A 23945-nucleotide genomic window follows, 5' to 3' on the forward strand; every position below is an offset into this window, starting at 1 on the left:
CCGGACTGAACTCCTCGCCGGGGAACAACGACTCACCTCACGTCGGTGTGCAGCGAGCCACCTGCCGTGTGGCAGGCGTGGTGCCCCGTCCTGGCGGGTGATTCCCTTTTCGTCCGCCAGGACGGGTGATCAAGGGGGCGCTAGCTTCCGCGCCCGAGCGGGTGCGTCCTGCGGATCGGAGCCGGCTCGCCGGGCTTCATCCAGCCGAGGGGGAACAACTCCAGCTCACCCGGGAACAGTGCGGCCCACGCGCCGGCGAGGAATGCGCCCCACCGGCCGCACGTCGTGCACCGCCAGACCGGCCCACCCGGGCCGCTCTGTACGGCGCCGGATTCCTCGGTCCGCTCGACCGTGTGTCCGACGCCCTCGGGGCACTCGTACATCCGCTGCTCTCCGTCGCTAAGTTCTGAGGCCGAACCCCGCCCCGGTCGTCCGAGCCGTCCAAGTCCCGTCACCGGGGCGGGGGATGTGCTACCCGGGCGGGCACAGGCACCGCCGGGGGGTCTAGCGGGTAGTGGTCCTGGTCCGCGCCGGAGGGCTGAACCAGGACCACCGACGCGCGCCGCCGCACGCGCCCTTCCGCCGGGTGGGACCGGCGGGTGACCCGGAGCGCGGGGGAATCACTCCGGGAGACTTGGGCCGCTCGGGGCGGAGACGTGGACGGCGCAACAGCCCATACCAGGACCTGAGTTGAACCGTCCGGACGAACCGAGCCGAGTACCGGCCGTAGTGCCACCGACAGACCGTCATGACCGTGCGGAGCCCTATCGCCGGTATCGGCACCACGTCCCGGTTCGTGCCGCAGGGGAAGCACCAGCCCGGTGACCACCCCAGCCCGTCAGGTACGCGCGGGAGAATCCCGGTCTCTAGGATCACGATCCGGTACGTCCTCGCCGAGCCTCGCGGCAGAGCGCCGAGCCGTGGTGCAGCGCCCTGCGGACGCGCGCCCTCGCCTGTCTTCGGCGTCGGAACCAGTTCTCCCAGTCTCCGCCGTACACGATGCCGAGCATGGCAACCGCCAGGGCGAAGAACGCCCACACCCACCGGCGCCCGGCCTGCGGGTCGAGGTTGCCGAGGGCGAGCACCAGGACGGTGGGTCCGAGTCCGACCACGGCTGCCAGGGCAGCGCTGATCACAGTTGCTTTGCGCCGCATCACAATCCCTCCGATCACTGCCGGACGTTGGGCGAGGCACCAGTTCAGGGCCAAAGGCCCCGCGTGAACAGAGCATGGATGACGCACTCTTGTGGCATCCCTGTCTCATAGTTACTGCATCGAGTGCCCTGACCTGCTAGAACAGTTACTCAGAGACAGGGAGGCGACATGGCAGCTCGGCGCAGGGCCTTTATCGAAAGGCGCAAGGCCCTTGGTTTCACTCAGGATTCCTTGGCTCAGAGCGTGGGTGTCGACCGCTCGACGGTGGCGAGATGGGAAAGCGGAAAAGTCGATCCGCAGGATTGGCAGCGCCCCACTCTTGTCAAGGTGTTGAGGGTGACGCTGGCCGAGCTTGACGCCATTCTGTACGGTGGCGTGGATCAGGGGCGTTCGCAGGTTATGCGGGCTACCGCAACCGCACCGCCGGCCTATGACGACGAAATCGAAACCTTGGAGCTGGCGCGCAGAGTTTCAGCCAGCGATGTTGGAAAAGAAACTATTGAACGGCTAGAACTGACCTTTCACGACCTGGCCGTAAAGTACCCGACCGTGGCTCCGCATGAGCTATTGGGCCAGGTGCGAAAGTATTCGTCGTATGTGACTGGCTTGATGGATGCAAGAAAGACTCTGGAGGAACACCGGCAACTGCTGGTCATAGGCGGATGGTTTTCACTGCTCGGCGCCACGCTGCACATTGATTTGAACCAGCAAGATGCTGCAACAGCCAGGCTGCGGACGGCAATGACCTTGGCGCAGCATGCCGGGCATTCGGAAATTCAAGCTTGGTGCTTTGAGACCGACGCCTGGCGGGTGCTAACCGATGGCCACTATTCGCGGGCGGCGGAACTTAGCGCCACAGCCCAGCAGTTGGCTCCGGCCGGAAGCTCAGTTGAAATTCAAGCCATCGCTCAGCAAGGGCGGGCGTTCGCGCGGCTTGGATATTCGAATGAAACATATTCGGCAATAGATCGAGTGCAAGCCCTTTCCTCTTCCATCGGCACGCCGGATCAGCCAGAGCATCATTTTCAGTACGACCCTGCAAAAGCTGTTGCATACGCCGCAACCACTCTGGCATGGCTCGGAGATCCGGCGGCAGAAACCTATGCAAGAGAGGTTATCTCGCGGCTTTCGCCGCCGGACGACCTGACCAAGTGGCCTCGCCGAGTGGCCTCGGCAAATATTGATCTCGCGCTCTCTTTGGTAACCACCAATCGCCTTGATGAAGCATGCTATGCGGCGCAGCGCGCAATGCTCTCAGGGCGAGTGGCACCGTCAAATCACTGGCGTGCCCTAGAAGTGGTAAATGCCGTTGAGACCGGCAAGATTTCCGATGCACGCGACCTCCGAGAAGCATATGAAGAAATGCGACTCCAGATAGAGTCTGCGGATTGATCGGCGGAACACAAAATGGCCCCACTTCGAATCCGAATAGGGAATCGAAGTGGGGCCGTAACGGTCCGCAAGAATGGTCTAATGAGCCATGCGAGTTTTTTGCCTCCCTGCCGTGCTTCTGGCCAGGAGAGGGGAGGCCCCCGGGTAGGGTAGGCCCGGGGCTGCGACCCTGTGTCGGTCGGTCATACGTCGGACGTGTGCCTCATGCCGGAGCCCGCGGAGGAATCACCGGCGGGTCAATCGGTCGACCGTCCGGCTTCCTCGGTGTCACGTCGACGGCCAGCAGTCGGCCGGGGTCGTGGGGGTCGCTCATCGGTTGGACACCGCGCGGCATCGGCGCCCCACCGTTGGTTACTGGCAGGCCAGTTGGAGCGTCCGACCAGACGGGCCGTCCCTGCGCGTCCCGGGGAAAATGCGGATAGGTGCCGTCCGGGCCGGGGTCGAGTGCGTCAACGGCCATGTCAGTCCGTCGCTGCTATGTAGGCGGTCCGCTTGGCGTCCAGTTCCTCGGCGTAGTCCTCGGCAATCGCGGTGGCCATGCGCTCGGTGGTTTCGATCAGGTCCTCCATCAGGCGCAGGTCATATATGCGTGGCTCCGGCACGGTGCCCGGCTGGCCGGTGGCGGACTGGGCGCGCTGGGCAGCGTGCATGATCTTCTCTCGCTTGTATCGCTCGGCCCGGGACGCCGTGTATGCCATGAACCACGGTTCCTTGGCCAGCAGTTCGGCGAACCGTTCCCGGTGGGCCTTGTCAGCGTCGCTGGCCTGCTGTGCGCGCTCACGCCACGAAGCGGCGAACGCGCGGTCGTACTCGGCGGCTCGCTCGGCACGGCGGGCCTGTTCGGCCTCCTCGGCGACTGCTAGGGCGGCTACGGCCTCGGCAAGCGGAGCCGTGAACTTGTCGGCCTGGGCACGCAGCTTGGCGAGCTTGTCGGCAGCCTTGGAGACGTCGGGGTTCATGGTCAGGCCTCACGATCGGTGGGAGCGGAAACACTGCGGCCGAGCTGCACAGCGGCAGCCTTTGCGATCTCGTAGTGGCCGAGCGAAATTCGAGAGAGCGGGTTCATCTGGTCGTACTGCTCGGGACGGTCGCGCTTCAGCTCGGCAAGGTGCTCCATGGCGGCGCTGTACTGAAACGAATCAGCGCGTAGACGGAGCTTTGCGGTCGCCCGGGCTTCGTAGGTGTAGGCGGAACGGCCAGGGTTACTCACGGTGCTATCTCCGGTGGGCCGCCTGTCAGCGGCATAAAGAGGCCCCTGCCCGCGGATTCGGGAAGGGGCAGTGACGCTGGTCTTTGCAGGGAGCGAACGGGCGGACCATAGGGGCACAGAGCGTCGCCCCTGATGTGAAGGCTCGGCCTGTCGGTTCCGTCGGTGGGGTGCGCGGTACGGCCCCCTACTGTGGTGGAGAGGGGGACGATCTCCCGCCGCGCGGTCGACCGTCCTCCCTCTACCGCTATGGAGAGTGGGGCGATCTCCCGGGGTGATGAGGTGACGCAGGTGCGGCAATTTCTGGTTTTACTTAGACACCCGCTGTCTAAAGAAAACTGATTTCTCCGTCATCTGCGTCACCCGTCACCACCCGGGACGCTGGTGCCCTACGCGGCTGCCCCGACGGGCTCGGCGATGCGCATCCGGGCACCGACCGCGGGAGCAGTCTCGGGGGTCATGGTCAGTTCTTCCCGGAGTCCGGCCCACTCCTCCACCGCGGGGTCAAGGTCGCCGGTCACTGCGAACGCCACACGGCGCGGGTCGAGCGTCCGCCACCCGCCGCGTACCCCCTTGCGGATCTCCAGCCGTGCCCCGGCGTCAAGCAGCAGTAGCCGGCGGGCGTCGTCATCGGACACGGCCCACAGATCGGCGAACGTCTCATCCGTGGCGACCTTCTCGCGCTTCTCGGGACGGGCAGGGGTGTTCTCCAGCTCTGCCATGCGGTTATCGAGCGCATCGGCCCGTGCCTGCCAAGACGTCTGTGCCGAACGAGACTTCTGCTTGCCCTGCTGCTTCTGGTGGGCTTCATACTCGGCGAGGACGTGCGCGAGTTCCTGCGCCGGGTCGTACCCGGGCGTGATGATGGTCCGCTGAATCCGGATACGGCCGGTCAGGGCCAGGAACTCCCGCTCCACGTAGTCTTCGACCCAGTCAGCCCGGATCGTCATTGGGGCGGTGCACTTGACCCGCGTGAGGTGCCCGCCGCACGTGTACGCGCGCTGCTGCTTCTTGTTGGTCTGGTGGTACATGCGTGACCCGCACGTCCCACAGTGGATGACCCGGAGCAACTTGGAAGCGTCCAAGGGGATGGCTCGGGGCTCGGTCCGCTTCCGGTCGTCGAACAGCTTCCCGATCACGTCGAACTCTTCGCGCGTCAGGATCGGGTCCTCGGTCGACAGGATCGGGGCACCGTCGGCATCCCGGATCGGGTCGCCGTTGTGCATCTTCCAGCCCAGTAGCGCAGGGTTCGTGAGGATCTCCTTAAGGACCGTGGGCACCCACTTGAACACGTCCCGGGTGTTGCTCTCGCCCTTCGCGCCGCCGGTCCTGCCTCCGGTCTTCCGGCCCTGGCTCACCGACCAGTGGTCCCGCGGGGTCGGAACCTTGTCGCGCCCCAGTTCCTGGCAAATCCGCGTGATGGTCTTGCCGTTCAGCATGTCCCGGATGATGCGAATGATGATCTTGACGGCGCTCTCGTCCTGCGCGAGCGTCTTGCCGACCCCGCCGTGTTCCGCGGGCATGGGAACGATCTTGTACCCGTAGGACGGGCGACCGCCCTTGAACCGGAACGGCATCTTGCGCATGGCAGCCTGCGCACCCATGACGCGCTCTTTGATGGACCACGCTTCCATCTCGGCAGCGAAAGCAAACTGATTGAGCATCATGCGCGTGATCGGGTCGAGCGGGTTACGGAAGTCGAATTGCTGCATCCCTCCGCCGACGCCCTCGGCGAAGATGATCATCTTTCGGTGCTTGCTCGCCCACTCAGCAAGGTTGTGCATGTCCTGCTGCGATCGGACGGCGCGGTCAAAGCGCCACCACACGATCACGTCGAAGCTGTCGGGGTCCGCGAGCCACTTGCCAAGCTCCGGACGTTCCCACGGAGCGCTTGCTCGCCGACACGTCAAGGTCGACAGCTTCCCGGCGCTGGTCATCCTCGCCGAAGTCAATGTTGTTCATCTCGGCGGCGCGGTCGTTGGCCTCGCGCTGCCGTTCGGGGCTGGTGGTCTCGTCCGTTAGGACGGACAGTCGGATAGCCGAGACGCCCCGCAGGCGCCCGGAGAACACGGTGCCCTCGGTCCCGGGCAGGGTCGGCAGTGGTCATACTCCCTTGGGAGTGGGGCGATCCCTGCTGGTCGCGGGTCAGGGTGACGGTCGACACCGGGGCTCACTCCAGAACCATGAATCCGGAGTGTTCGGGTCCAGCATGACCCACCAGCGTCCCGCCGGGCCCATGTCGACCTCGCGAACCCTGGCGGCTCCCAGGGACTCCAGTCGCGCCACCAGGTCTTCGAGCCCGCCGGGCTCGCTGTGGACGTCGAGGTGCAGGCGGTTCTTGGCGTCCTTGCCCTCGGGCACGTCCTGGAACAACAGCCTTCGGCCGTGTCCGGTGCCGCTGAGCTCGTCAAACGGGTCCTCCGGGTGCCGGACGGCGGCGTAGCCACGGAAGATCCGGCGGCCGCGGTGCTCGGCCACCGCGTCCTCGCCGATCTGTCCGGCGGCCAGTAGACGCTCGATGAGCTTGCTGGGGTCCTCTACCTCATATTCCAGGGCTGCGGCCCAGAAGTCCGCGAGTGCCGGTGCGTCATGGGCGTCGATGACCAGCTTCCAGTGCAATGCCATGGCCCACTTATAGCTGCCGGGGCTGACACTCACGGCTTACCCGTGAACGTCGCCCGACACGCCAGGCGATGACACCTTGTGGGGTGTCAGCTGGCGCCGCGAGAGCAGGGTGGCGTCGTTCTCGTCAAGCACCCAGGTTGATGAGTGATCAGGTAGCAGCGGTGGTTACCCGGGTCCGGGACGCAGGCGGGCACGGTTTCCAGTGATCATGAGGTGTCGAATCCCTGATCACCACGACGGAAGACCGTGCCTGCCTGCTCATCATCGCCCATCCCCGCCAGCTTGAGTCAACTCGCCGATGCCGCACCGCCCACGCCGGACGAGCGCCCCGGGCTGCTGGCCCGCCTGGCTGCCGTTCCCGATCCGCGCGGTCCCCGGGGCCGGCGCCACCCACTGGTCTTCGTCCTGGCCCTGGCCACCTGCGCGGTCCTCGCCGGGGCCAAGTCGCTGGCGGCGATCGCGGAGTGGGCCGCCGATGCCCCGCCCACGGTACTGTTCCGGCTCGGCGGCACCTGCCGGAACCCGGACACCGGGCCGATCGCTCCGACCGAGGCCACAACGCGCCGGGTGCTCCAGCGCGTCGACGGCGACGCGCTGGACGCGGCCATCGGCGCCTGGCTCGCCGAGCCTGGCCGCACAGCCGACCGGACCGACGCCTCCAGCCGGCGAGCGGCCGTGGCCGTGGACGGCAAGACCGTGCGCGGAGCCCAACGCGCCGATGGCACCCAGGTCCACATCCTGGCCGCGATGAACAGCCAGGGCCTGGTCCTCGCCCAGCGTGAGGTGGATGTAAAGAGCAACGAGATCACCGCCTTCCGGCCCCTGCTCGCCCCGCTCGACGCGGTGGTCACGTTCGATGCGATGCACACCCAGGTCGAGCACGCCCGCTTCCTCGTCGAGGACAAGCGCGCCCACTACATCGCCCTGGTCAAGGGCAACCACCCCACCCTGCACGCCCAGCTCAAGAGCCTGCCCTGGAAGAACGTGCCGCTGATGGACAAGACCCGCGCCACCTCACACGGCCGAGACGAGATCCGGAATGAAGGCGGCCACCGTCACCCGGCTCCCCTTCCCCCACGCCGAGCAGGCGGTGCAGATCGTCCGCCGTCGACGGCTCGTGCGCACCGGAAAGGTCACCATTGAACGCCTCTACGCGGTCACCAGCCTGACCATGCAGCAGGCCACGGTGCCCGAGTCGCCCGTCGCGTGCGGGAACACTGGGGCATCGAGAACAAGGTCCACTATGTCAGGGACGTCACCTTTACCGAGGACGCCTCCCGTGTTCGCACCGGCAACGCTCCCCGCGCGATGGCCGCACTGCGGAACCTGGCCATCGGTGCCCTCCGGCTGACGGGCTGCGACAACATCGCCGCTGGACTCCGCCACCACGCGCGCGACGCCAATCGACCGCTCACCACCCTGGGCATCACGTGATCAACCCAGACAATCCGCGAGAAAGACGCGCCCCTGTGTCGCTGGTGGCGACAAAGGGCAAGGGCGCACTCCCGAAGCGATGAGGTGCCCCGCAACCGGATTCAAGCGACAGCGGCCGCGATCACCCAGCCGCTGACCTTCTCGGCGTTCAGCCGTGGGTTACATCGTCGGTTGCCTCGGCCCCAGCGCGAGCCACTACTGCCGCCAGGTTGCTCAACTATCTTTCATTGCAGGGCACTTCCCGATAGACCAAGAAGGACGTCGAACCGGCCGACGACTCCGACTGCGGACGTGATGGCGGACCCGTGGCAGGGCCCGCCACCGGTGAAGCACCGCTCCGGCGAGGGAGAACCACGCAGCCACGCAGCCACGGAAGTGCTACCCCAACGACGTGGTGACGGTGCGGTGGACCCGGGCGATCTCGTCCTCCCAGTCGGGGACCGCGCGGGCGGGGACCAGGATGACGTGTTCGACGCCGACGGCCGCGAACTCGGCCAGGCGCTCGCGCAACGCCCGGTCGCCGCCGACGGCATAGACGTCGCGGCTGGTGCAGCCCTGCTTGTGGGCCGAGACCTCGGCGTCCAGCTCGCGCCGGAGCTCGGGGGTGTCGATGGCGGGCGGCACGTAGACGAGCTGCACCGCGCGGGTGATGTGCTCGGTACGGCCGAGGTGCTGGCGCTCCTCGTCGAGGACCTTCAGGCGCCGGCGGTACTCGGCGGGGGTGATGAACGCGGGGACCCAGCCGTCCGCGAGGGCGGCGACGCGCCGTACGGTCCTCTCCCTGCCTCCGCCCAGCCACACGGGCGGCACCCCGGTCGGGCCGCTGCCGCTGGATTCCCCGGCGGACTCCCCGACGAGGCGGCGCAGGCGGCGCAGGATGTCCTCCAGGGCGGCGGCCGCTTCGGCGGGGTCCAGGATGAGGGCCTCGCGGGGGCCGCCGATGCCGAGCTGGGCGACGAACCGGCCGTTGGACCGCCGGTACAGGTCGGTCAGTTCGCGGACCACGGCGGAGGGTTCCAGGCCGGCGGCGACCAGGACGTGCGGACCGAATACCAAGGCAGATGTCCGGTGGGCCACTTCCCGTGCCAGCTCAAGCGGCGGGGGCATGTCGTCCCCGTTGTTGTTGTAGAACCAGAACGAATCGAATCCGTGCTGCTCCACCGCGTCGAGCAATTTCCACAAGTGGTCCCGCGTCACGTCATGACGCAACGAGGTACCGAAACAGAAGCCGAATTGCAGACCCATGAGACCTCCCTGTCGAGATATTGCCTGCGGGGCACGGCCGCCTGCCAGGCGGGCGGTCGATGAATTGGCGGGAGCCAGATGAATACCGACTTCAGGTCCGCGATCCACAGGATTTTCCGCTCCTGTCGAACCCTTTCGAACCCTGTCGAAATAAGGGGTCTCCGCTCACCGCGCGCAGCCGACGAAGCGGATCAGATACACCTTCGCCTGGAACGTACCACAGGGGTCAAGACTTCGAGAAGTGCGCCAATCCAGGCCCGGAGCTCATTTACCGAGCCATATAACATCCTTTAACCAACCTTCGCAAGGTCCACAGGTTTCACTCAAACCAACGGTGTGATTCGCCCCAAAGTGCGCTCTTGCGCGGGTCCCAGGACGGCAGGAGCGTCGGCGGAAACACTGGATCCGGTGTCGGGAGAGGCGGGCGCAGCCCTATGTCCAGAAAGTCGCCTTCCCCGCACCTTCGAGAATGAGACATTCCGTTTGCTCGTTCTTGAAAAATTCCCAGGGTACATACAGACTCGTTTCGTGAACGGACCCCGGCATGCCGGAGGTCCGACCCGGGGCACCGATCCCCGAGGGCGCCGACCGCACCTTCACGTACGCGCCCCCGGTTCCCCTATCGATTCGCCGTCGCCGGCATCCGCCCGCTCACGGGCGAACTCTTCGAGTTTGCAGAGCCCCATGCCCGGATGGCCGCACAGCTTCATTCTTCCTCTCGACACCCCGCGCTCGGACCACCGGCCGAGTGCCGCCAGCACGTACGGAAGGGGCAACCGAAGTGAACAGGAGCGACCTGGTTTCGGATTCGGGTCCGGCGTCGGATGCCGAATTCGCATTCCCGCTCTCGGCCCCGGAGTTCGGTATCTGGCTCACCTGTCGGGACCAGCCGGAGTCCTTCAACATCCACCGCGTCTGGGAACTGCGCGGGCAGCTCGACGAGCAGGCCCTGAAGGGCGCCGTCGAGGAGACCGTCGCCCGGCACCCCGTGTTCGCCCGCCGGCTCGTCGACGAGGACGGCGTGCCCTCCTGGGTTCCCGGCGCGCCGCAGCCGCGATGGACCGCGGTGGACACGGCCGCGGCGGTCGACGCCACGCCCTGGGCGCCCGTCGGGCGCCACCGGTTCGACCTGAGACGAGACTGCCCCGTCCGCGTCGACCTGTTCCGGCACCGACCGGACCACCATGTGCTCTCCCTCCTGGTGCACCACATCGCGTGCGACGGGGCGTCGCTGGAGAACGTGCTGGCGGACATCGGTGCCGCGTACAACGCACGCACCGGCGGCGGGCCCCCCTTCACACCGCCACCGGCACCGCCCGCGGTATCCGACCCGCCCGCGCCGGCGGAGCCCTCCCGCTTCTGGCCCCTCGAACTGGCGGACGCCCAGTGGCCGGAGGCCCTGCCGCGCACCCCGGGCCCCCGGACGGCCGAAGCCGACGTCCTGGTGCTCCCGCTGCCCCCGGCCGAGGCCGACGCGGTGCGCGCGGCGGCCCGCCGCCTGCGCGTCACCCCGTACCTCATGGGACTCGCCGCCCTCTACGCGGCGTTCGCCACGCAGGGCGACGCCCCCGACGTCATGGTCGCCACACCGTTCGCCTCCCGGACACCGGCCACCGTGTCGCTGGTCGGCTGCTTCGCGCGGATGGTCCCGCTGCGCCAGCGGTGGCCCTCGGGAGCCTCCGGCACCGAGCTCTGCGAGGGTGTGCGGCGGACCGTCGCCGAGGCGCTGTCCCACGCCCGCGAGCCGATCCACGAGAGCGCGGACCTCTTCGACGCCGCGGCGCCCGGACTCACCGTCAGTTTCCAGCTGCGGGACCCCCTCCCGGGGCCGGCACTCGGCGGGCTCACCGTCCGTGCGATGGAAGCGGTGCGAGAGCCGGCGGCGACACCCGTCGCAGGCGCACCGGAAGCGCCCGGAGCGACTGAAGCGACTGAAACCCCCGGAGCCCCTGAAGCTCCCGAAGCCGCTCCCCCGGCCGGGCACCCCGGCGAGACGAACGGCCTCACTCGTTTCGACCTCGAATTCGACCTCTGCTTACGGGCGGACGACGCCTCGGTGACGGTGACGCGCCGGGTGCGCGGCGGCACGACCCACGCGGCCGCCGCCGAACTGCTCGCCGTCTACCGCCGGGTCCTGCTCGCCCTCGCCCGCGACCCGGGGGCACCGCTGCCCCGCTCGACGAGCGCGGCGACGCCGTCCCTGATCGTCGCACCGGCCGATCCGTCGGAGCACGCACAGCCCCTCATGGACCGGTTCGACGCCTGGGTGCGCGCACAGCCCCGGCGGCCGGCGGTGCGGTGCGGCGACGACCTCCTCACCTTCGCCGGCCTGGACCGCGAGGTCGCCCGGCTCGCCGCCGCCCTGCGCCGCCACGGCGCGGGCCCGGGCACCGCGGTGGGCGTCCTGCGCGAGCGGGGCGTCGCCCTGGTCGCGTCCGTGCTGGCGGCGTGGCGGGTGCGGGCCCACGTCGTCGCCCTCGACCCCTCCCAGCCCGACTCCCGTCTCGCCTACGTCGTGGCGGACACCGGTACCCGTCTCGTGCTGTGCGACCCCGCGTCGCGCCACCGGCTCGACGCCTCGCTCACGATCGTCGACGAGAACGCGCACACCGAGGCCCCGGACGCCGAGAACGCGCACACCGAGGCCCCGGACGCCGAGAACGCGCACGCCGAAGGCGCCCGCCCCCACGATCTGGCGTACGTCCTGCACACCTCGGGCACCACCGGCCGCCCCAAGGGCGTCATGGTCGAGCACCGGGGTCTCGCCGTCCTCGTCGACGCGCAGCCGGCGGGAGCCGGGGCCGCCCGGGTCGGCGTCACCGCCGCCGTCTCCTTCGACGTCTTCTTCCAGCAGCTCCTCTACCTCTTCCGGGGCAGCTGCCTGGTGGTGGCCGACCAGGCCACGTACCGCGATCCGCAGGCGCTGGTGCAGTGGGTCGAGCGCAACGACGTGCGCCTGCTCAGCACCTCGCCGTCGATGTTCGCCGCCATGCGCCCCTTCGGCGTGGAGGAGATGTTCCAACGCACGGGCCTGGAGCTGGACTTCGGGGGCGAGGCGGTCGACGCCACGACCTGGCGCAGGCTGCGCGAGCTGGGTGTCAGGGGATCCAACGGCTACGGTCCGACCGAGGTCACGATCCAGACCACGTGGTGCGGTTTCGACGAGTACGGGACCCCCAGCATCGGCCGGCCCCTCGACGGCACCTCGGCCTACGTCCTGGGCGCCGACCTCCGCCCCGTGCCGGTCGGTTCCCGCGGCGAGCTGTACCTCGCGGGGCCGCTGGTCACCCGCGGCTACCTCAACGCCCCCGCGCTCACGGCCGAGCGCTACCTCCCGGACCCCTTCGCCCCGGCACCCGGCGCCCGGATGTACCGCACGGGGGACCGCGTCACCCTCGGTTCCGACGGACACCTGATCTACCACGGCCGGACCGACCACCAGCTGAAGGTGCGCGGCCAGCGGGTCGACCCGTACGAGGTGGAGGAGGTGCTGCGCGGCACGCCGGGCGTCCAGGACGCCCACGTGGCACGCCGGGGTCCGATCGGGACGGCGGGGCTCCTCGCCTGGGTCACCCCCCGCCGCCCCGGGCCGGTTCCGGTGCCGGGGGAACTGCGCAGCCTCGCGGCCCGGCGGCTGGCGCCCGCCGCGGTGCCCGCGCACATCGAGGTGGTCGACGCGTTCCCGCTCACGCTCAGCGGAAAGGTCGACGAGCGTGCCCTGCCCGTGCCCGTGCCCGTGCAGCCGCCGGATGGCGGCGCGGACCCCGTCGTCCGGCTCTGGGCGCTGACGCTCGGCCGCCCGCCCGCCTCGAACGGGGACAACTTCTTCTCCTGCGGCGGGAGTTCACTGGACGCGGCCCGGCTCGTCGCCGAGGTCAACCAGGAGTGCGGGGTGCGCGTCGACCTCGCCTCGTTCTTCGGCGACCCGACACCGGAAGGGTTGCGGCACCTGATCGCGCGGGCCGCGCCCGCCGGCGGCGAGGAGGGCCCGTCCACGGCTGCGCCCGCCGGTCTGTCGGCCGCCCAGCGGCGGCTGTGGCTGCTGCACCGGGCGGAGCCGGACAGCCATGAGTTCACCGTGTACTGGGCGCTGCGGCTGAGCGGTCCGCTGGATCCCGGGCGCCTGGAGGCGGCCTGGCACGACGTGCTCACCGCCCACCCCGAGACTCGGCTGCGGGTCATCGACGACGACGTGGCCCCCGGGCGCGGGCAGTGGCCCCTGACGGCGTTCACCGTGAGCGTGCGGGACGTGCCCGGGCACGCCCTGGCGGAGCACCTGCGGCGCGTGGCCCACCGGCCCTTCGACCTGTTCGAGGAGCCCTTGGTCGAGCTGCGGGTGCTCAGGACCGGCCCCGGGGACCACGTGCTGGTCTTCGTCGGCCACCACCTCGTGCTCGACCGCCGCTCCACGGAGCTGATCACCGAGCAGCTGCTGAGCCGGCTGGCCGGCGGCCCGGCGCTCCCGCCCGCCCCGGCGGGCGCCGTCCCCGGACCGTCGCCCGCCGAGGCCGAACGGCTGCGCCGCTTCTGGGCCGAGGAGCTCGCCGGCGTCTCCGCCCACTCGCCGGTCGCCCTCGGCGGGCCCCGGCCGGGCCCGCACCGGCGCACCGCGGCGACGGTCGGCGTCCCGCTGGATGCGGCGCAGTGGCAGCGCGTGGCCGAGGCGGCGCGTACGCATCGCACCACTGCCCTCGTCCTCGTCCTGTCGGCGTTCGCGGTGACGGCCGACCGGTACGGCGCGGCGGGCGACGTCCTCGTCGGTACCACCATGGACGTCCGACCGCCCGGCTTCAACGAGGCCGTCGGCCTCTTCGTCAACCCCGTCCCGGTACGGCTGCGCCCCCGCCCCGGCGGCACCGCCGGCGAGGCGGTCGCCCAGGCGCACGCGGCCCTCCTGCGGGCGCACGCACACCGCGCGCACCCCTTCGACGAACTCGTCCGGGAGCTCGGTCTGCGGGCCGGTCCGGGGCAGGCCCCCCTGTTCCAGGTGCTGGTCGACCATGAGCAGCCGGCCCCGGCGACGGCCGCGCCGCCCGGCGTCCGCGCCCGCCCGGTGGAGATCCCGGCGGCCATCGCGAAGTACGACGTCGAGATCCTGCTCCGGGAGACCCCTGACGGCGCCCGGCTGGACGTGCTCCACCGCACCGACCGGTGGACCACGGACCAGGCCTGGCAGCTGGCCGAGCGGATCCGCGGGGCGCTGCTCGCGCTGGCGGCCGAGCCCTCCGCACCGGCCGCGCTCCCCGTGGCGCTGGACCCGGGGCGCCTCCCCCTGGAGTGGGGGCGGGGCCCGGAGCCGTTCGCGCCGGTGGTCCCGGTGAGCGAGCTCATCGCCCGGATCGCCCGGGAGGCACCGGAGCGGACCGCCGTGGTCGCCGGGGGCGAGCAGCTCACGTACGGGCGGCTGCGGGCCGACGCCCTGGACCTCGCCGCCCGGCTGACGGCCCGGGGCGCGGGCCGGGGCGCCCGGGTGGCGGTGCTGACCGAGCGGTCCGCGGGCCAGATGACCGCGCTGCTCGGTGTGCACTTCGCCGGTGCCGCGTACGTCCCGCTCGATCCCCGGCACCCCGACTCCCGCATGACGGCGTGCCTGACCGACTGCGGGGCCTGCGCCGTCGTCGCCGACGCGGCCATGGCCGGGCGGGCGGCGTCCTTCGGGCTGCCGCTGGTCCCGCTGGTCCCCGTGGTCCCCCTGCGCCCGACGGCCGGGCCGGCGGCCGACCGGAGTGCCGCGCCGACGGCCGGGCCGGCGGCCGACCGGAGTGCCGAGCCGACACCCGGGCCGGCGGCCGACCGGAGCGCCGAGCCCGCCGTCCCCCTCCCGCCCGGACCGCACGATCCCGCGTACGTCATCTACACCTCCGGGACGACCGGGCGGCCCAAGGGCGTGGTGATCGAGCACGGCACGCTGGCCGCCTCCACGGCCGCCCGCCGCACCGTCTATCCGGGGCGGCCGGTCTTCCTGCTGCTCTCGCCCGCGGCGTTCGACTCGGCCGCGGCCGGGATCTGGGGAACGCTGTCGGCCGGTGGCCACCTGGTCGTCGCGAGCGACGACGAGGTCCGCGACCCCGAGGCCCTGGTCGCCCTGATCGCCCGGCACCAGGTCACCCGGCTGCTGTGCGTGCCCTCGCTCCACGCCCTGCTGCTCACCGCCGCCGACCGGGCCGGCCCCGACGCGGTGCGGAGCCTGCGCGAGGTCGTCACGGCCGGGGAGCCGCTCCCGGACGAGCTGCTGCGGCGCCACTTCGCCGTCCTGCCCGGGGTGGCGCTGGTCAACGAGTACGGGCCCACCGAGGCCACCGTCTGGGCGAGCTACCGCCGTTACCACGGGCCGGAGGCCGTCGACATCGGCGGCCCGGTGCCGGGGTACCGCCTCTACGTCCTGGACCACGCCCTGCGGCCCGTCCCCCCGGGGGTCGACGGCGAACTGTACGTCGGCGGCGCGGGGGTGGGCCGGGGGTACGTCGGCCGGCCCGCCGAGACGGCCGGCGCCTTCCTGCCCGACCCGTTCAGCGGCGAGCCGGGGGCCCGGATGTACCGCACGGGCGACCGGGTGCGGTGGCAGGGGCCGGAGGCGCTCGCCTTCGTCGGCCGGCTGGACCACCAGATCAAGGTCCGTGGCCACCGGGTGCAGCCCGCCGAGGTGGAGGCGGCGCTGCGCGGCGCCGAGGGCGTCCGGGAGGCGGCCGTGGTCGCCGACGGCGGCGCGCGCCTCGTCGGCTTCGTCACCGGCGGCGGGCGGCCGGAGGCCATCCGGCGCGAAGTCGCCGAGCTGCTGCCGGAGTTCATGGTCCCCGCCGTGGTCCACGCGCTGGAGCGGCTGCCCCTCACCCCCAACGGCAAGGTCGACCGGGGGGCCCTGGAGCAGGAGGCGGCCCGGCGCCGGGCCTCGGCGCTCGCCCGGCCCGCCGGGGACGTGTCGCCCGGGCACGCGGCGGTCACCGCGGCGTGGCGGGAGGTCCTGGGCGTCGTCGAGGTTCCCGGCGACGTCAACTTCTTCGACCTCGGGGGGCATTCGCTGCTGGTGCCGGCGCTCCAGGAGGCCTTGCACCGGCACACCGGCGTCCGGCTGCCGATCCTCGACCTCTTCCGCCACAGCACCGTCGCCGACCTCGCGGCCCGGCTGGCCCGCGCGAAAACGGACCCGCCGCCCGCCCCCGGGACGGAACCACCGCCCTCAGCCGGGTCGTCCCGTCGCCGACGCGGCGACGCGGCCCGTACGCTCCGCGACCGCCGTGCCCAGGAGGCCGACCGATGAACCGCGACCGTTCCCTCGACATCGCCGTCACCGGCATGACGGGGCGCTTCCCCGGAGCGGCCGATGTGGCACAGCTGTGGCAGGCCCTGCGCGACGGGCGGGTGCTGACCCGGCGCCTGAGCCGGGAGGAGCTGTCGGCCCGCGGCGTCCCCGCGTCCCTCGCCGACGATCCGGCCTACGTCCCCGTCCACGGGTCGCTCGACGATCCCGACCGCTTCGACCACGCGTTCTTCGGCGTCAGCCCCCGCGAGGCCGGGCTGACGGACCCGCAGCACCGCCTGCTGCTGGAGTGCGCCTGGGCCGCCCTGGAGGACGCCGGCCACAGCGTCACGGCCGGCGACGGTCTGCGGACGGCGGTGTACGCGGCCGCCAGCGGCAGCGGTCACCTGCGGGCGCTCCTGGCCTCCGGCTCGCTGGCGCCCCCGGAGTTCGAGGAGGCGCTCCTCGTCAACGAACGCGATTTCCTCGCGACGCGCATCGCCTACAAACTGGGGCTGACCGGGCCCGCGCTCACCGTCCTCACGGCCTGCTCCTCCTCGCTCGTCGCGGCCCACCTGGCCGTCCAGGCGCTGAACAACGGGGAGTGCGACCAGGCCCTGGTGCTCGCCGCGTCGGCCAACGCCCCCCAGGCGGGGCACCTGCCCATGGCCGGCGGAGTGATGTCGCTCAGCGGGCACTGCCGCCCCTTCGACGCCTCGGCGGACGGCACCCTCGGCGGCTCGGGGGCGCTGGGCGTCGTGCTGCGCCGCTACGAGGACGTGGCGGACGGCCCGCTCCCCCTGCACGGAGTGCTGCTGGGCTCCGCCGTCAACAACGACGGCACCGCCAAGGCGGGCTTCCTCGCGCCGTCGGCGGCGGGCCAGGAGCAGGCGATCCGCGCCGCGCTCGCCGCCGCCGACGTCGACGCCGCGTCCGTCGGCTACCTGGAGAGCCACGGCACCGGCACCCGCGTCGGCGACCCCATCGAGTGGTCCGCCGCCTCCTCGGTGTACCGATCGCTGGGTGCCGCTCCCGGCAGCATCCCGGTCGGCGCGCTCAAGGCGACCATCGGCCACCTCGACGCCGCCGCCGGGCTCGCCGGGCTGGTGAAGGCGCTGCTGGTGCTCCGGCACGGGTACGTGCCCGCGATTCCCGGGCTGAGCCGGGCCAATCCGCTGCTGGAGCTGGAGGACTCGCCGCTGTCCCTGCCCACCGAGGCCGGGCCGTGGCGGGGCCCGCAGCCGCGCCGGGCCGCGGTGAGCTCGTTCGGCGTGGGCGGGACCAACGTGCACATGGTGGTGGAGCAGCCTCCGGAGCCGGCCGCCGCGCCGCCCGCCCCGCCGTCCGGGCGGGAACGGCTGGTGGTGCTCTCCGCGAAGGACCCGCGGGCCCTCACCCGCATGCGGGAGCGGCTCGCCGCGCACCTGGAGGACGCCGAAGCCGCCCCCTCGCTGGAGGACGTCGGCCGGACCCTCACCCGGCGGGCGGAACTCCCCTACCGCTCCTCGGCAGTGGGCGCGAACGTGGCCGAGGTCGTGGCGGCGCTGCGGGCCCCGGCCGAGGCGACACCGGAGCCCGCGGCGCACCCCGCCCCGGCGCTGCTGCTCTTCCCGGGGCAGGGGACGCAGTTCCCCGGCATGGCGGCGCCCTTCGCCGCCGCCCTGCCCCCGTTCGCCGACGCGCTGGACGCCTGCCTGGCCGCCTTCTCCCCCGGGCTCGCCCGCGAGGTGGACGAGGCGCTGCACGACGCCGCCTTCCCCGCCGAACGCCTCGCCCGGACGGCGCTCGCCCAGCCCGCGCTCTTCGCCGTCGAGTACGCCGCCGGGACGGCGCTGCTCGCCCTGGGCCTGGTCCCCTGCGCGCTGCTCGGGCACAGCCTGGGGGAGATCACGGCGGCGACCCTGGCCGGCGCGCTCGCCCTCGACGCCGCGGCCCGTCTCGTGGCACGCCGGGCCCTGCTGATGCAGGACTGCGCCCCGGGCGCGATGGTCTCGCTGGCCTGCGGCGAGGCCGAGGCCCGGGCCCTGCTGGCCGAGACCGGCGCCGAGCTGAGCGTCGCGGCGGTCAACGCCGCCACGAGCACCGTGCTCGCCGGGTCCCCCGGGGCGGTGGCGGCCTTCCGGGAGCGGATCGGCGGCCGGTACGCGGCCAAGGTGCTGCGGTCGTCCCGTGCCTTCCACTCCCCGCTGATCGAACCGGCGGCCGACGCGCTGCGGGGCACACCGGCGGCCGATGAGGTGCGCCCCGCCGCCCTGGCGTGGATCGAGAACACGGAGGGGCAACTGCTGCCCGAGGGCTCGCTCACCGACCCCGGCCACTTCGCCCGGGCCGCCCGCCGGCCGGTGCGCTTCGCGGACGCGCTGGCGACGGCCCGGGCGAAGTTCCCCGACGCCGTCGCGGTCGAGGTCGGGCCCGGCCGGGTGCTGAGCGGCTTCGCGGAAGCCGCCGGGCTGCCCGCGATCCCGCTGCTGGGCTCCTCGCCGCCGGCCCCCGCCGCGCCGTCGCACGCCCCGGCCGCTGCCACCGCCCGCCCGGTGCTGGCGGCGATCGGCCGGCTGTGGTGCTCCGGCCTCCCCCTGGACCTCTCCCCGCTCCAGGCCCCGGGGCGCTCCGTCCCCCTGCCGACCTATCCGTTCCACGGCCCGCGCCACCCGGTGTCGGCCGCCCCGGCGCCCGGAGCACCGCCAGGACCACCGCCCGGACCACCCGTCACCGACGCGGCCGAGCCCGTCGCGGACACCCCCGTCGCGATCCTCCGCGCCCTGTGGGCCGAACAGCTGGGGGTGACCGACGTGCCCGACACGGCCGACTTCTTCCAGCTGGGCGGTGACTCGCTCACCGTGGCCCGGCTGGCGCGCGGGATGAGCCGCCGATTCGGCGTCGACGTCCCCGTCGGCGAGCTGCTGCGGGCCCGGTCCATCGGGCTCCAGTACGCGCTGGTCGAGCGGTTGATCGCCCAGCAGATCCTCGACGAGGCCGGGGAGGAGCTCGGATGACCGCCTCACCCCTCGACCGGCTCACCCCCGGGCAGCGCGCCGAACTGGCCGCCCGGCTCCAGGGGCGCAGCCCCGCGGCCGCGTCTCCGGCGGCTGCCGCACCGTCATCGGCGGATTCGGAACCGGCGCTCGCGCCCCGCCCGGAGGCCGCGGCTGGCAGCCACCCCCTCTCCGTCACCCAGTACCGGATGTGGCTCGCCGAGCAGGCGTCCCCCGCCGCGTCGGCGGCCTACACCGTGCCCCTGGCCCTCCAGCTCGCGGGCCCGCTCGACATCGACCGGCTCCGCGCGTGCCTGGACGCCCTCGCCGGGCGCCATCTGGCCCTGCGCACCCGTTTCGGCCAGGAGAACGGGGTGCCCCGGCAGCGCTTCGACCTGCCCGCCCGCATCCCGCTGGAGGTGCGGCCGGTGCCCCCGGGAGCGCCGGAGCGGGACCGGGCCCTCGACGCCGAGGCGGCGCGCCCGTTCCGCCTGGACCGGCCCCCGTACGTCCGTGCCGTCCTGCTGGCCCAGGGGCCGCAGCAGCACACCCTCCTCCTGACCTTCCACCACGCCGTCTGCGACGGATGGTCGTTGGGGGTGCTGATCGACGACCTGCTGGACGCGTACGCCGCCGGGGGCGGCCCCGGTTCCGCCCGTCCCGCGCCGGCCGCCCAGCACCTCGACTACGTCCACTGGGAGCAGTCGCCGGACGGGCGGGCCGCGCTGGCCGCCCACGCCGCCCACTGGGCCCGCTCCAGCGGCAGCGCCGACGACGGGGCCGAACTCCCCTTCGCCGTCGACCCGACCGCCACGCAGCAGGCCGCCACGGAGCAGGCCACCGCGGAACAGGCCGCCCCGCAGCAGGCCACCGCGGAACAGGCCGCCACACAGCAGACCGCCTCGCAGCAGGCCGCCCGGATGCCGCACGCCGAGCTGGCGCTGCCCCCGGACCTCACCCGGCAGGTCCACGCGTTCGCCCGGCGGTACGCCTGCACGGCGCACGCGGTGTGGCTCGCCGCGTTCGCGGCCACCTGGAGCGCGGTCACCGGCGCCCGGACGGCCTCCGTGAGCGTTCCCACCGCCAACCGGGCGGCGGAGCGCTACGACCTCACCGTGGGCGCCTTCGTCTCCGCGATGCCCCTCGCCTTGCCCCTGCCCCCCGCGCTGGGCTTCGCCGCGCTGGCCCGGCGGACCGGCGAGCAGCTCCTGACCGGTTCCCGACACCCGACCCTCCCCCTGACCTCCGACGACACCGCCGTGCCCGTACCCGCCGCCGCCTTCGTCCTGACCCACGAGGACAACCGGCCGCGCCCGGCCGGCCCCCTCACGGTCACCCCCCTGCCGGTGCGCGTCCAGGGCGACCAGGGCGCGCTGACCGTGCAGCTCACGGAACACGCCGACACCGCCGCCGTCCGGCTGACCGGCTCCCCGCAGCACTACACCGACGCGGCCCTCGCCCGGCTCGGGCGGGCCTACGGACGCTGCCTCGCCTCCGTGCTCGCCGCCCCCGACGCGCCGCTGGCCGCGCTCGACGCACGCGACCCGGCCGAGCGCGAGACCATCGCGGCCGCCTCCACGGCGCCGCCCGCGGCCGGGGCCCGCCTGCCCTACGACGCCTTCGCGGACTGGGCGCGGCGCACCCCCGAGGCCTTCGCCGTCTGGGACACCGCCGGCGGTCACCTCACCTACCGGGCGCTGCACGAGCGTACCGAGCGCGCGGCGGCCCACCTCGCCCTGGCCGGGGTCGGCCCCGGCTCGGCGGTGGCCCTGGACGTACCGGCGGGCGCCGACTACCCGGCGCTGGCCCTGGCGGTCTGGCGGCTCGGCGGCTGGATCATCGCGCTGCGCCCCGACGACCCCGTGGAACGCCGCCGCGCCCTGCTGCGCAGCGCCCGGGCGGACTTCCTCGTCCGCACGGCCGACGCCCCCGCACACGATGCCGACGGGGAGCATGCCGACGAAGACCGTGCCGACGGCGGCGCGCCGGGGAGGGCACTCCGGACGATCCGGCTCCCCCGAGGGGGCGCGCGCGAGCTCCCGGCCACCGGGGCGGCGGTGCCGCCCGTGGCCCGCACGGGCCCGCAGGACCTTGCCTACGCGGTGTTCACCTCCGGCACGACCGGTACGCCCAAGTGCGTCCCGGTGCCGCTGGGGGCGCTGGCCAACGAGCTCGCCTGGCGCCGCGAGGCGATCGGCCTCGCCGCCCCCGACCGGGTGCTCCAGACCATTCCCCTGGTCTTCGACCCGTCGCTGTGGCAGTGCTTCGGACCGCTGGTCGCCGGGGCCGGCGTGGTCTTCCCCGGCGTCGACCTCGGGGCGCATCCGGCCGCCCTGGTGGAGGCCGCCCTGGAGCACTCCGCGACCGTGGTCGACGTCGTCCCGTCCCTGCTCGCGGCCCTGGACGACGAGGACCTGCGCCGGCTGCCGGCCCGGGTCGTCTTCTGCGGCGGGGAGGCGCTGCCCTCGGCGCAGGCCGACCGCTACCTGCGCGTCGGCCGCGGTGAACTGCGCAACCAGTACGGGCCGTCCGAGACCTGCATCGACGCCACGTCGTACCGGTGCGCGGCGGGGGCCGAGGGCGGCACCGCGCCCGTGGGCCACCCCATCTCCGGCGTGCGCCTGCACGTCCTCGACGGCGCGCTGCGTCCGGTGCCCATCGGGGTCACCGGCGAGCTGTACATCGGCGGCACCGGGGTGGCGCGCGGCTACCGGGGCCGTCCGGCCGAGACGGCGGCCCGGTTCCTGCCCGACCCGGCCGGTCCCCCGGGCTCGCGGATGTACCGCACCGGGGACCGGGTGCGGTGGAACGCCGACGGGAGCGTGCAGTTCGTCGGCCGCAGCGACAACCAGGTCAAGGTGCGCGGCCACCGGGTGGAGCTGGAGGAGGTCGACCGGCACGTCGTGGACGCGCCGGGGGTGCGGGAGGCGGCCACCGTCGTCGTCGGGGAACGCGTCAGCCGCCTGGTGGGCTTCGTCACCGGCGAGCCCGCCCCGGACCCGGCGGCGGTGCGCGCCCATCTGGCCCGTACCCTCCCGCCGTACATGGTGCCCGGCGAGATCCGGGTGCTCCCTCGGCTGCCGGTGACCGCCAACGGCAAGGCGGACCGCCGCGCGCTGCTGGCGATGGTGCGCTCCGCGCGCACGGCGGCGGGCCCCGCCGCCGCCCACGACCGGGTGGCCGCCGCCGTGGTGGAGGCGTTCGCGGCGGCGCTCGACCGGCCGTCGGCCACCCTGGACGACCACCTCTACGACCTCGGCGGGGCGTCGCTGGGGGCGGCCCGGATCGCCTCCGCGCTGAGCCGCCGCCTCGGGGCGGAGGTCCCCGTGCGCACCGTCCTGACGCATCCGCTGGCCGCCGAACTCGCCACCGAGGTCAGGACGTTGCTCGCAGCAGCAGCACCGCCGCCTCCCGCCGACGCCGGAGCCGGCGCTTCCCAGACACCCGAACAGCTCCTGGTGGCCCAGCAGGAGCGGGCCCTCGGACACCCCGCTCCCCCGATTCCGCTGCTGCTCGGGCTCGACGCCCCCGTGGATCCGCGGGACGTGGAGCGGGCGGTCCGCGCACTGGTCGCCCGGCACGAGGCCCTGCGGCCGGCGGCCCCGCAGGCCGTGCCCGGGACGACGGAGGCGACACCGGGGGCCGCCGGAACGGGACAGCACGACGCGTGGCAGCCCTGCCCCGTGGCCCCACTGCCGGACCCGCCCGCCCAGGTCCACTGGGACACCGCACTGATCGAGCGGCCACTGCCCGCAGGATCACCGGGGCTGGAGGTCGTCCTGCTGACCGGAGAGGACGGCACCGTCCGGCACCTGCTGCTGAGGCTGGCCCGCCACCGGGGCGACGGCGCCTCCGTGGGCATCCTCGCCGACGAGCTCCTCGCCCTGCTCGCCGGACGCGACCTGCCCCGGCCGGCCCCGCGCTACAGCGACTACGCCCGCGCCAGGGCCTCCCGCCGCACGGCCCGGCGCGCCGAACTGGAGCGGTACTGGCGCACCAGCCTGGGCCCGGTCCCCCCGGACCCGTTCGCCGAGCGCCGCACCGGCCCGAGGACCTTCCGCAACCACGGGGTGCGGAAGGTCCTCCCCGCCGACGCGTACGCGCGCCTCCAGCGGGCGGGCCGGACGGCGGGCACGACCACCACGGCCGCCTTCCTCGACCTGCTCGGCCGGATCGTCTCCCGGATGTCGGGCGGCACGTCCACGGTGATCGGCATGCCGGTCTCCCACCGCTCGGCGGCCACCGAGGAAACGCTCGTCGGCCGCGCCGTCGACCTGCTGCCGGTGGTGCTCGGCGCCACCGGGGCCGGCCACGCCCACCGGGCGCTGCTGTCGGCCCTGGACCACGCCGACCTGCCGCTGCTGCACATCGCCGAGCTCGCCGATCCGGTCGACCCCGCGCTCCGGCCGCCGGTCTGCGCGGCCGGGCTGGTCGTCCACGGGCAGGAGGAGAACCCGGCCGTGGTGCCGGACGACCCGCCCCACGACACCGTGCCCGAGCACTGGGCGGACCTCGACCTCGTCCTCCACGTGCAACCGGCCCGCTCGGGAGGGTGTTCGGTGCTCCTGACCGGAGCCGTCGGCCTCTTCCCGCAGGCCGAGCTGCGCGGGCACCTCGCCCGGGCCCTGGCGGAGCTCGAACCCGACCAGGGCTGAGGCCCGGCCCCGCCACAGCCC

The 23945-nt window shown here is 72.9% G+C and carries 12 protein-coding genes; 6 read left to right on the top strand and 6 right to left on the bottom strand.

The features are described from left to right. Positions 1-872: 872 nt before the first annotated feature. Positions 873-1112, bottom strand: coding sequence for a hypothetical protein (locus ACIO9K_RS08610; RefSeq protein WP_400327995.1), 240 nt, complete (start codon positions 1110-1112; stop codon positions 873-875). Between the two features lie 210 nt (positions 1113-1322). Between ACIO9K_RS08610 and ACIO9K_RS08615 the strand changes: the two genes are divergently transcribed. Further along, positions 1323-2546 (top strand): helix-turn-helix transcriptional regulator, encoded by a 1224-nt coding sequence (locus ACIO9K_RS08615; RefSeq protein WP_400327997.1) that lies wholly within the window; start codon positions 1323-1325, stop codon positions 2544-2546. Positions 2547-3007: 461 nt separating this feature from the next. Here ACIO9K_RS08615 and ACIO9K_RS08620 read toward each other — a convergent pair whose 3' ends face one another. The 4 genes from ACIO9K_RS08620 to ACIO9K_RS08635 form a co-directional block, all read right to left on the bottom strand. Continuing rightward, complete coding sequence (locus ACIO9K_RS08620; RefSeq protein ID WP_400327999.1) at positions 3008-3505, bottom strand: hypothetical protein; 498 nt, start codon at positions 3503-3505, stop codon at positions 3008-3010. Between the two features lie 2 nt (positions 3506-3507). Next, on the bottom strand, positions 3508-3663 hold the full coding sequence (locus ACIO9K_RS08625; RefSeq protein WP_400328001.1) for a hypothetical protein: 156 nt from the start codon (positions 3661-3663) through the stop codon (positions 3508-3510). Between the two features lie 479 nt (positions 3664-4142). Beyond that, complete coding sequence (locus ACIO9K_RS08630) at positions 4143-5690, bottom strand: recombinase family protein (RefSeq protein ID WP_400328003.1); 1548 nt, start codon at positions 5688-5690, stop codon at positions 4143-4145. A 208-nt stretch (positions 5691-5898) separates the two neighbouring features. Next, positions 5899-6378 (bottom strand): VOC family protein, encoded by a 480-nt coding sequence (locus tag ACIO9K_RS08635; protein ID WP_400328005.1) that lies wholly within the window; start codon positions 6376-6378, stop codon positions 5899-5901. 282 nt (positions 6379-6660) lie between these two features. Between ACIO9K_RS08635 and ACIO9K_RS08640 the strand changes: the two genes are divergently transcribed. Together ACIO9K_RS08640 and ACIO9K_RS08645 are read left to right on the top strand one after the other, a co-directional pair. Then, a complete protein-coding gene (locus ACIO9K_RS08640) occupies positions 6661-7521 on the top strand; it encodes an ISAs1 family transposase (RefSeq protein ID WP_400328007.1) in 861 nt (286 codons plus the stop codon). Between the two features lie 63 nt (positions 7522-7584). Further along, complete coding sequence (locus tag ACIO9K_RS08645) at positions 7585-7812, top strand: transposase (protein WP_400328009.1); 228 nt, start codon at positions 7585-7587, stop codon at positions 7810-7812. Positions 7813-8190: 378 nt separating this feature from the next. Here ACIO9K_RS08645 and ACIO9K_RS08650 read toward each other — a convergent pair whose 3' ends face one another. Continuing rightward, positions 8191-9057 (bottom strand): LLM class flavin-dependent oxidoreductase, encoded by an 867-nt coding sequence (locus ACIO9K_RS08650; protein ID WP_400328011.1) that lies wholly within the window; start codon positions 9055-9057, stop codon positions 8191-8193. Positions 9058-9838: 781 nt separating this feature from the next. Here ACIO9K_RS08650 and ACIO9K_RS08655 point away from each other — a divergent pair. From ACIO9K_RS08655 to ACIO9K_RS08665, 3 genes are read left to right on the top strand one after another with little or no spacing between them, the layout of a single operon-like run. Next, positions 9839-16315 (top strand): amino acid adenylation domain-containing protein, encoded by a 6477-nt coding sequence (locus tag ACIO9K_RS08655; RefSeq protein ID WP_400328013.1) that lies wholly within the window; start codon positions 9839-9841, stop codon positions 16313-16315. Further along, the gene (locus ACIO9K_RS08660; protein ID WP_400328015.1) at positions 16312-19290 is read left to right on the top strand and encodes a type I polyketide synthase; all 2979 of its coding nucleotides are present in this window, start codon (positions 16312-16314) and stop codon (positions 19288-19290) included. The genes ACIO9K_RS08655 and ACIO9K_RS08660 overlap by 4 nt, the downstream gene beginning before the upstream one ends. Beyond that, the gene (locus ACIO9K_RS08665) at positions 19287-23924 is read left to right on the top strand and encodes an amino acid adenylation domain-containing protein (RefSeq protein ID WP_400328017.1); all 4638 of its coding nucleotides are present in this window, start codon (positions 19287-19289) and stop codon (positions 23922-23924) included. Before ACIO9K_RS08660 ends, ACIO9K_RS08665 begins: the two co-directional genes overlap by 4 nt. Positions 23925-23945 lie beyond the last annotated feature (21 nt).

The sequence above is a fragment of the Kitasatospora sp. NPDC087271 genome, from assembly GCF_044744605.1.
GTDB lineage: Bacteria > Actinomycetota > Actinomycetes > Streptomycetales > Streptomycetaceae > Kitasatospora.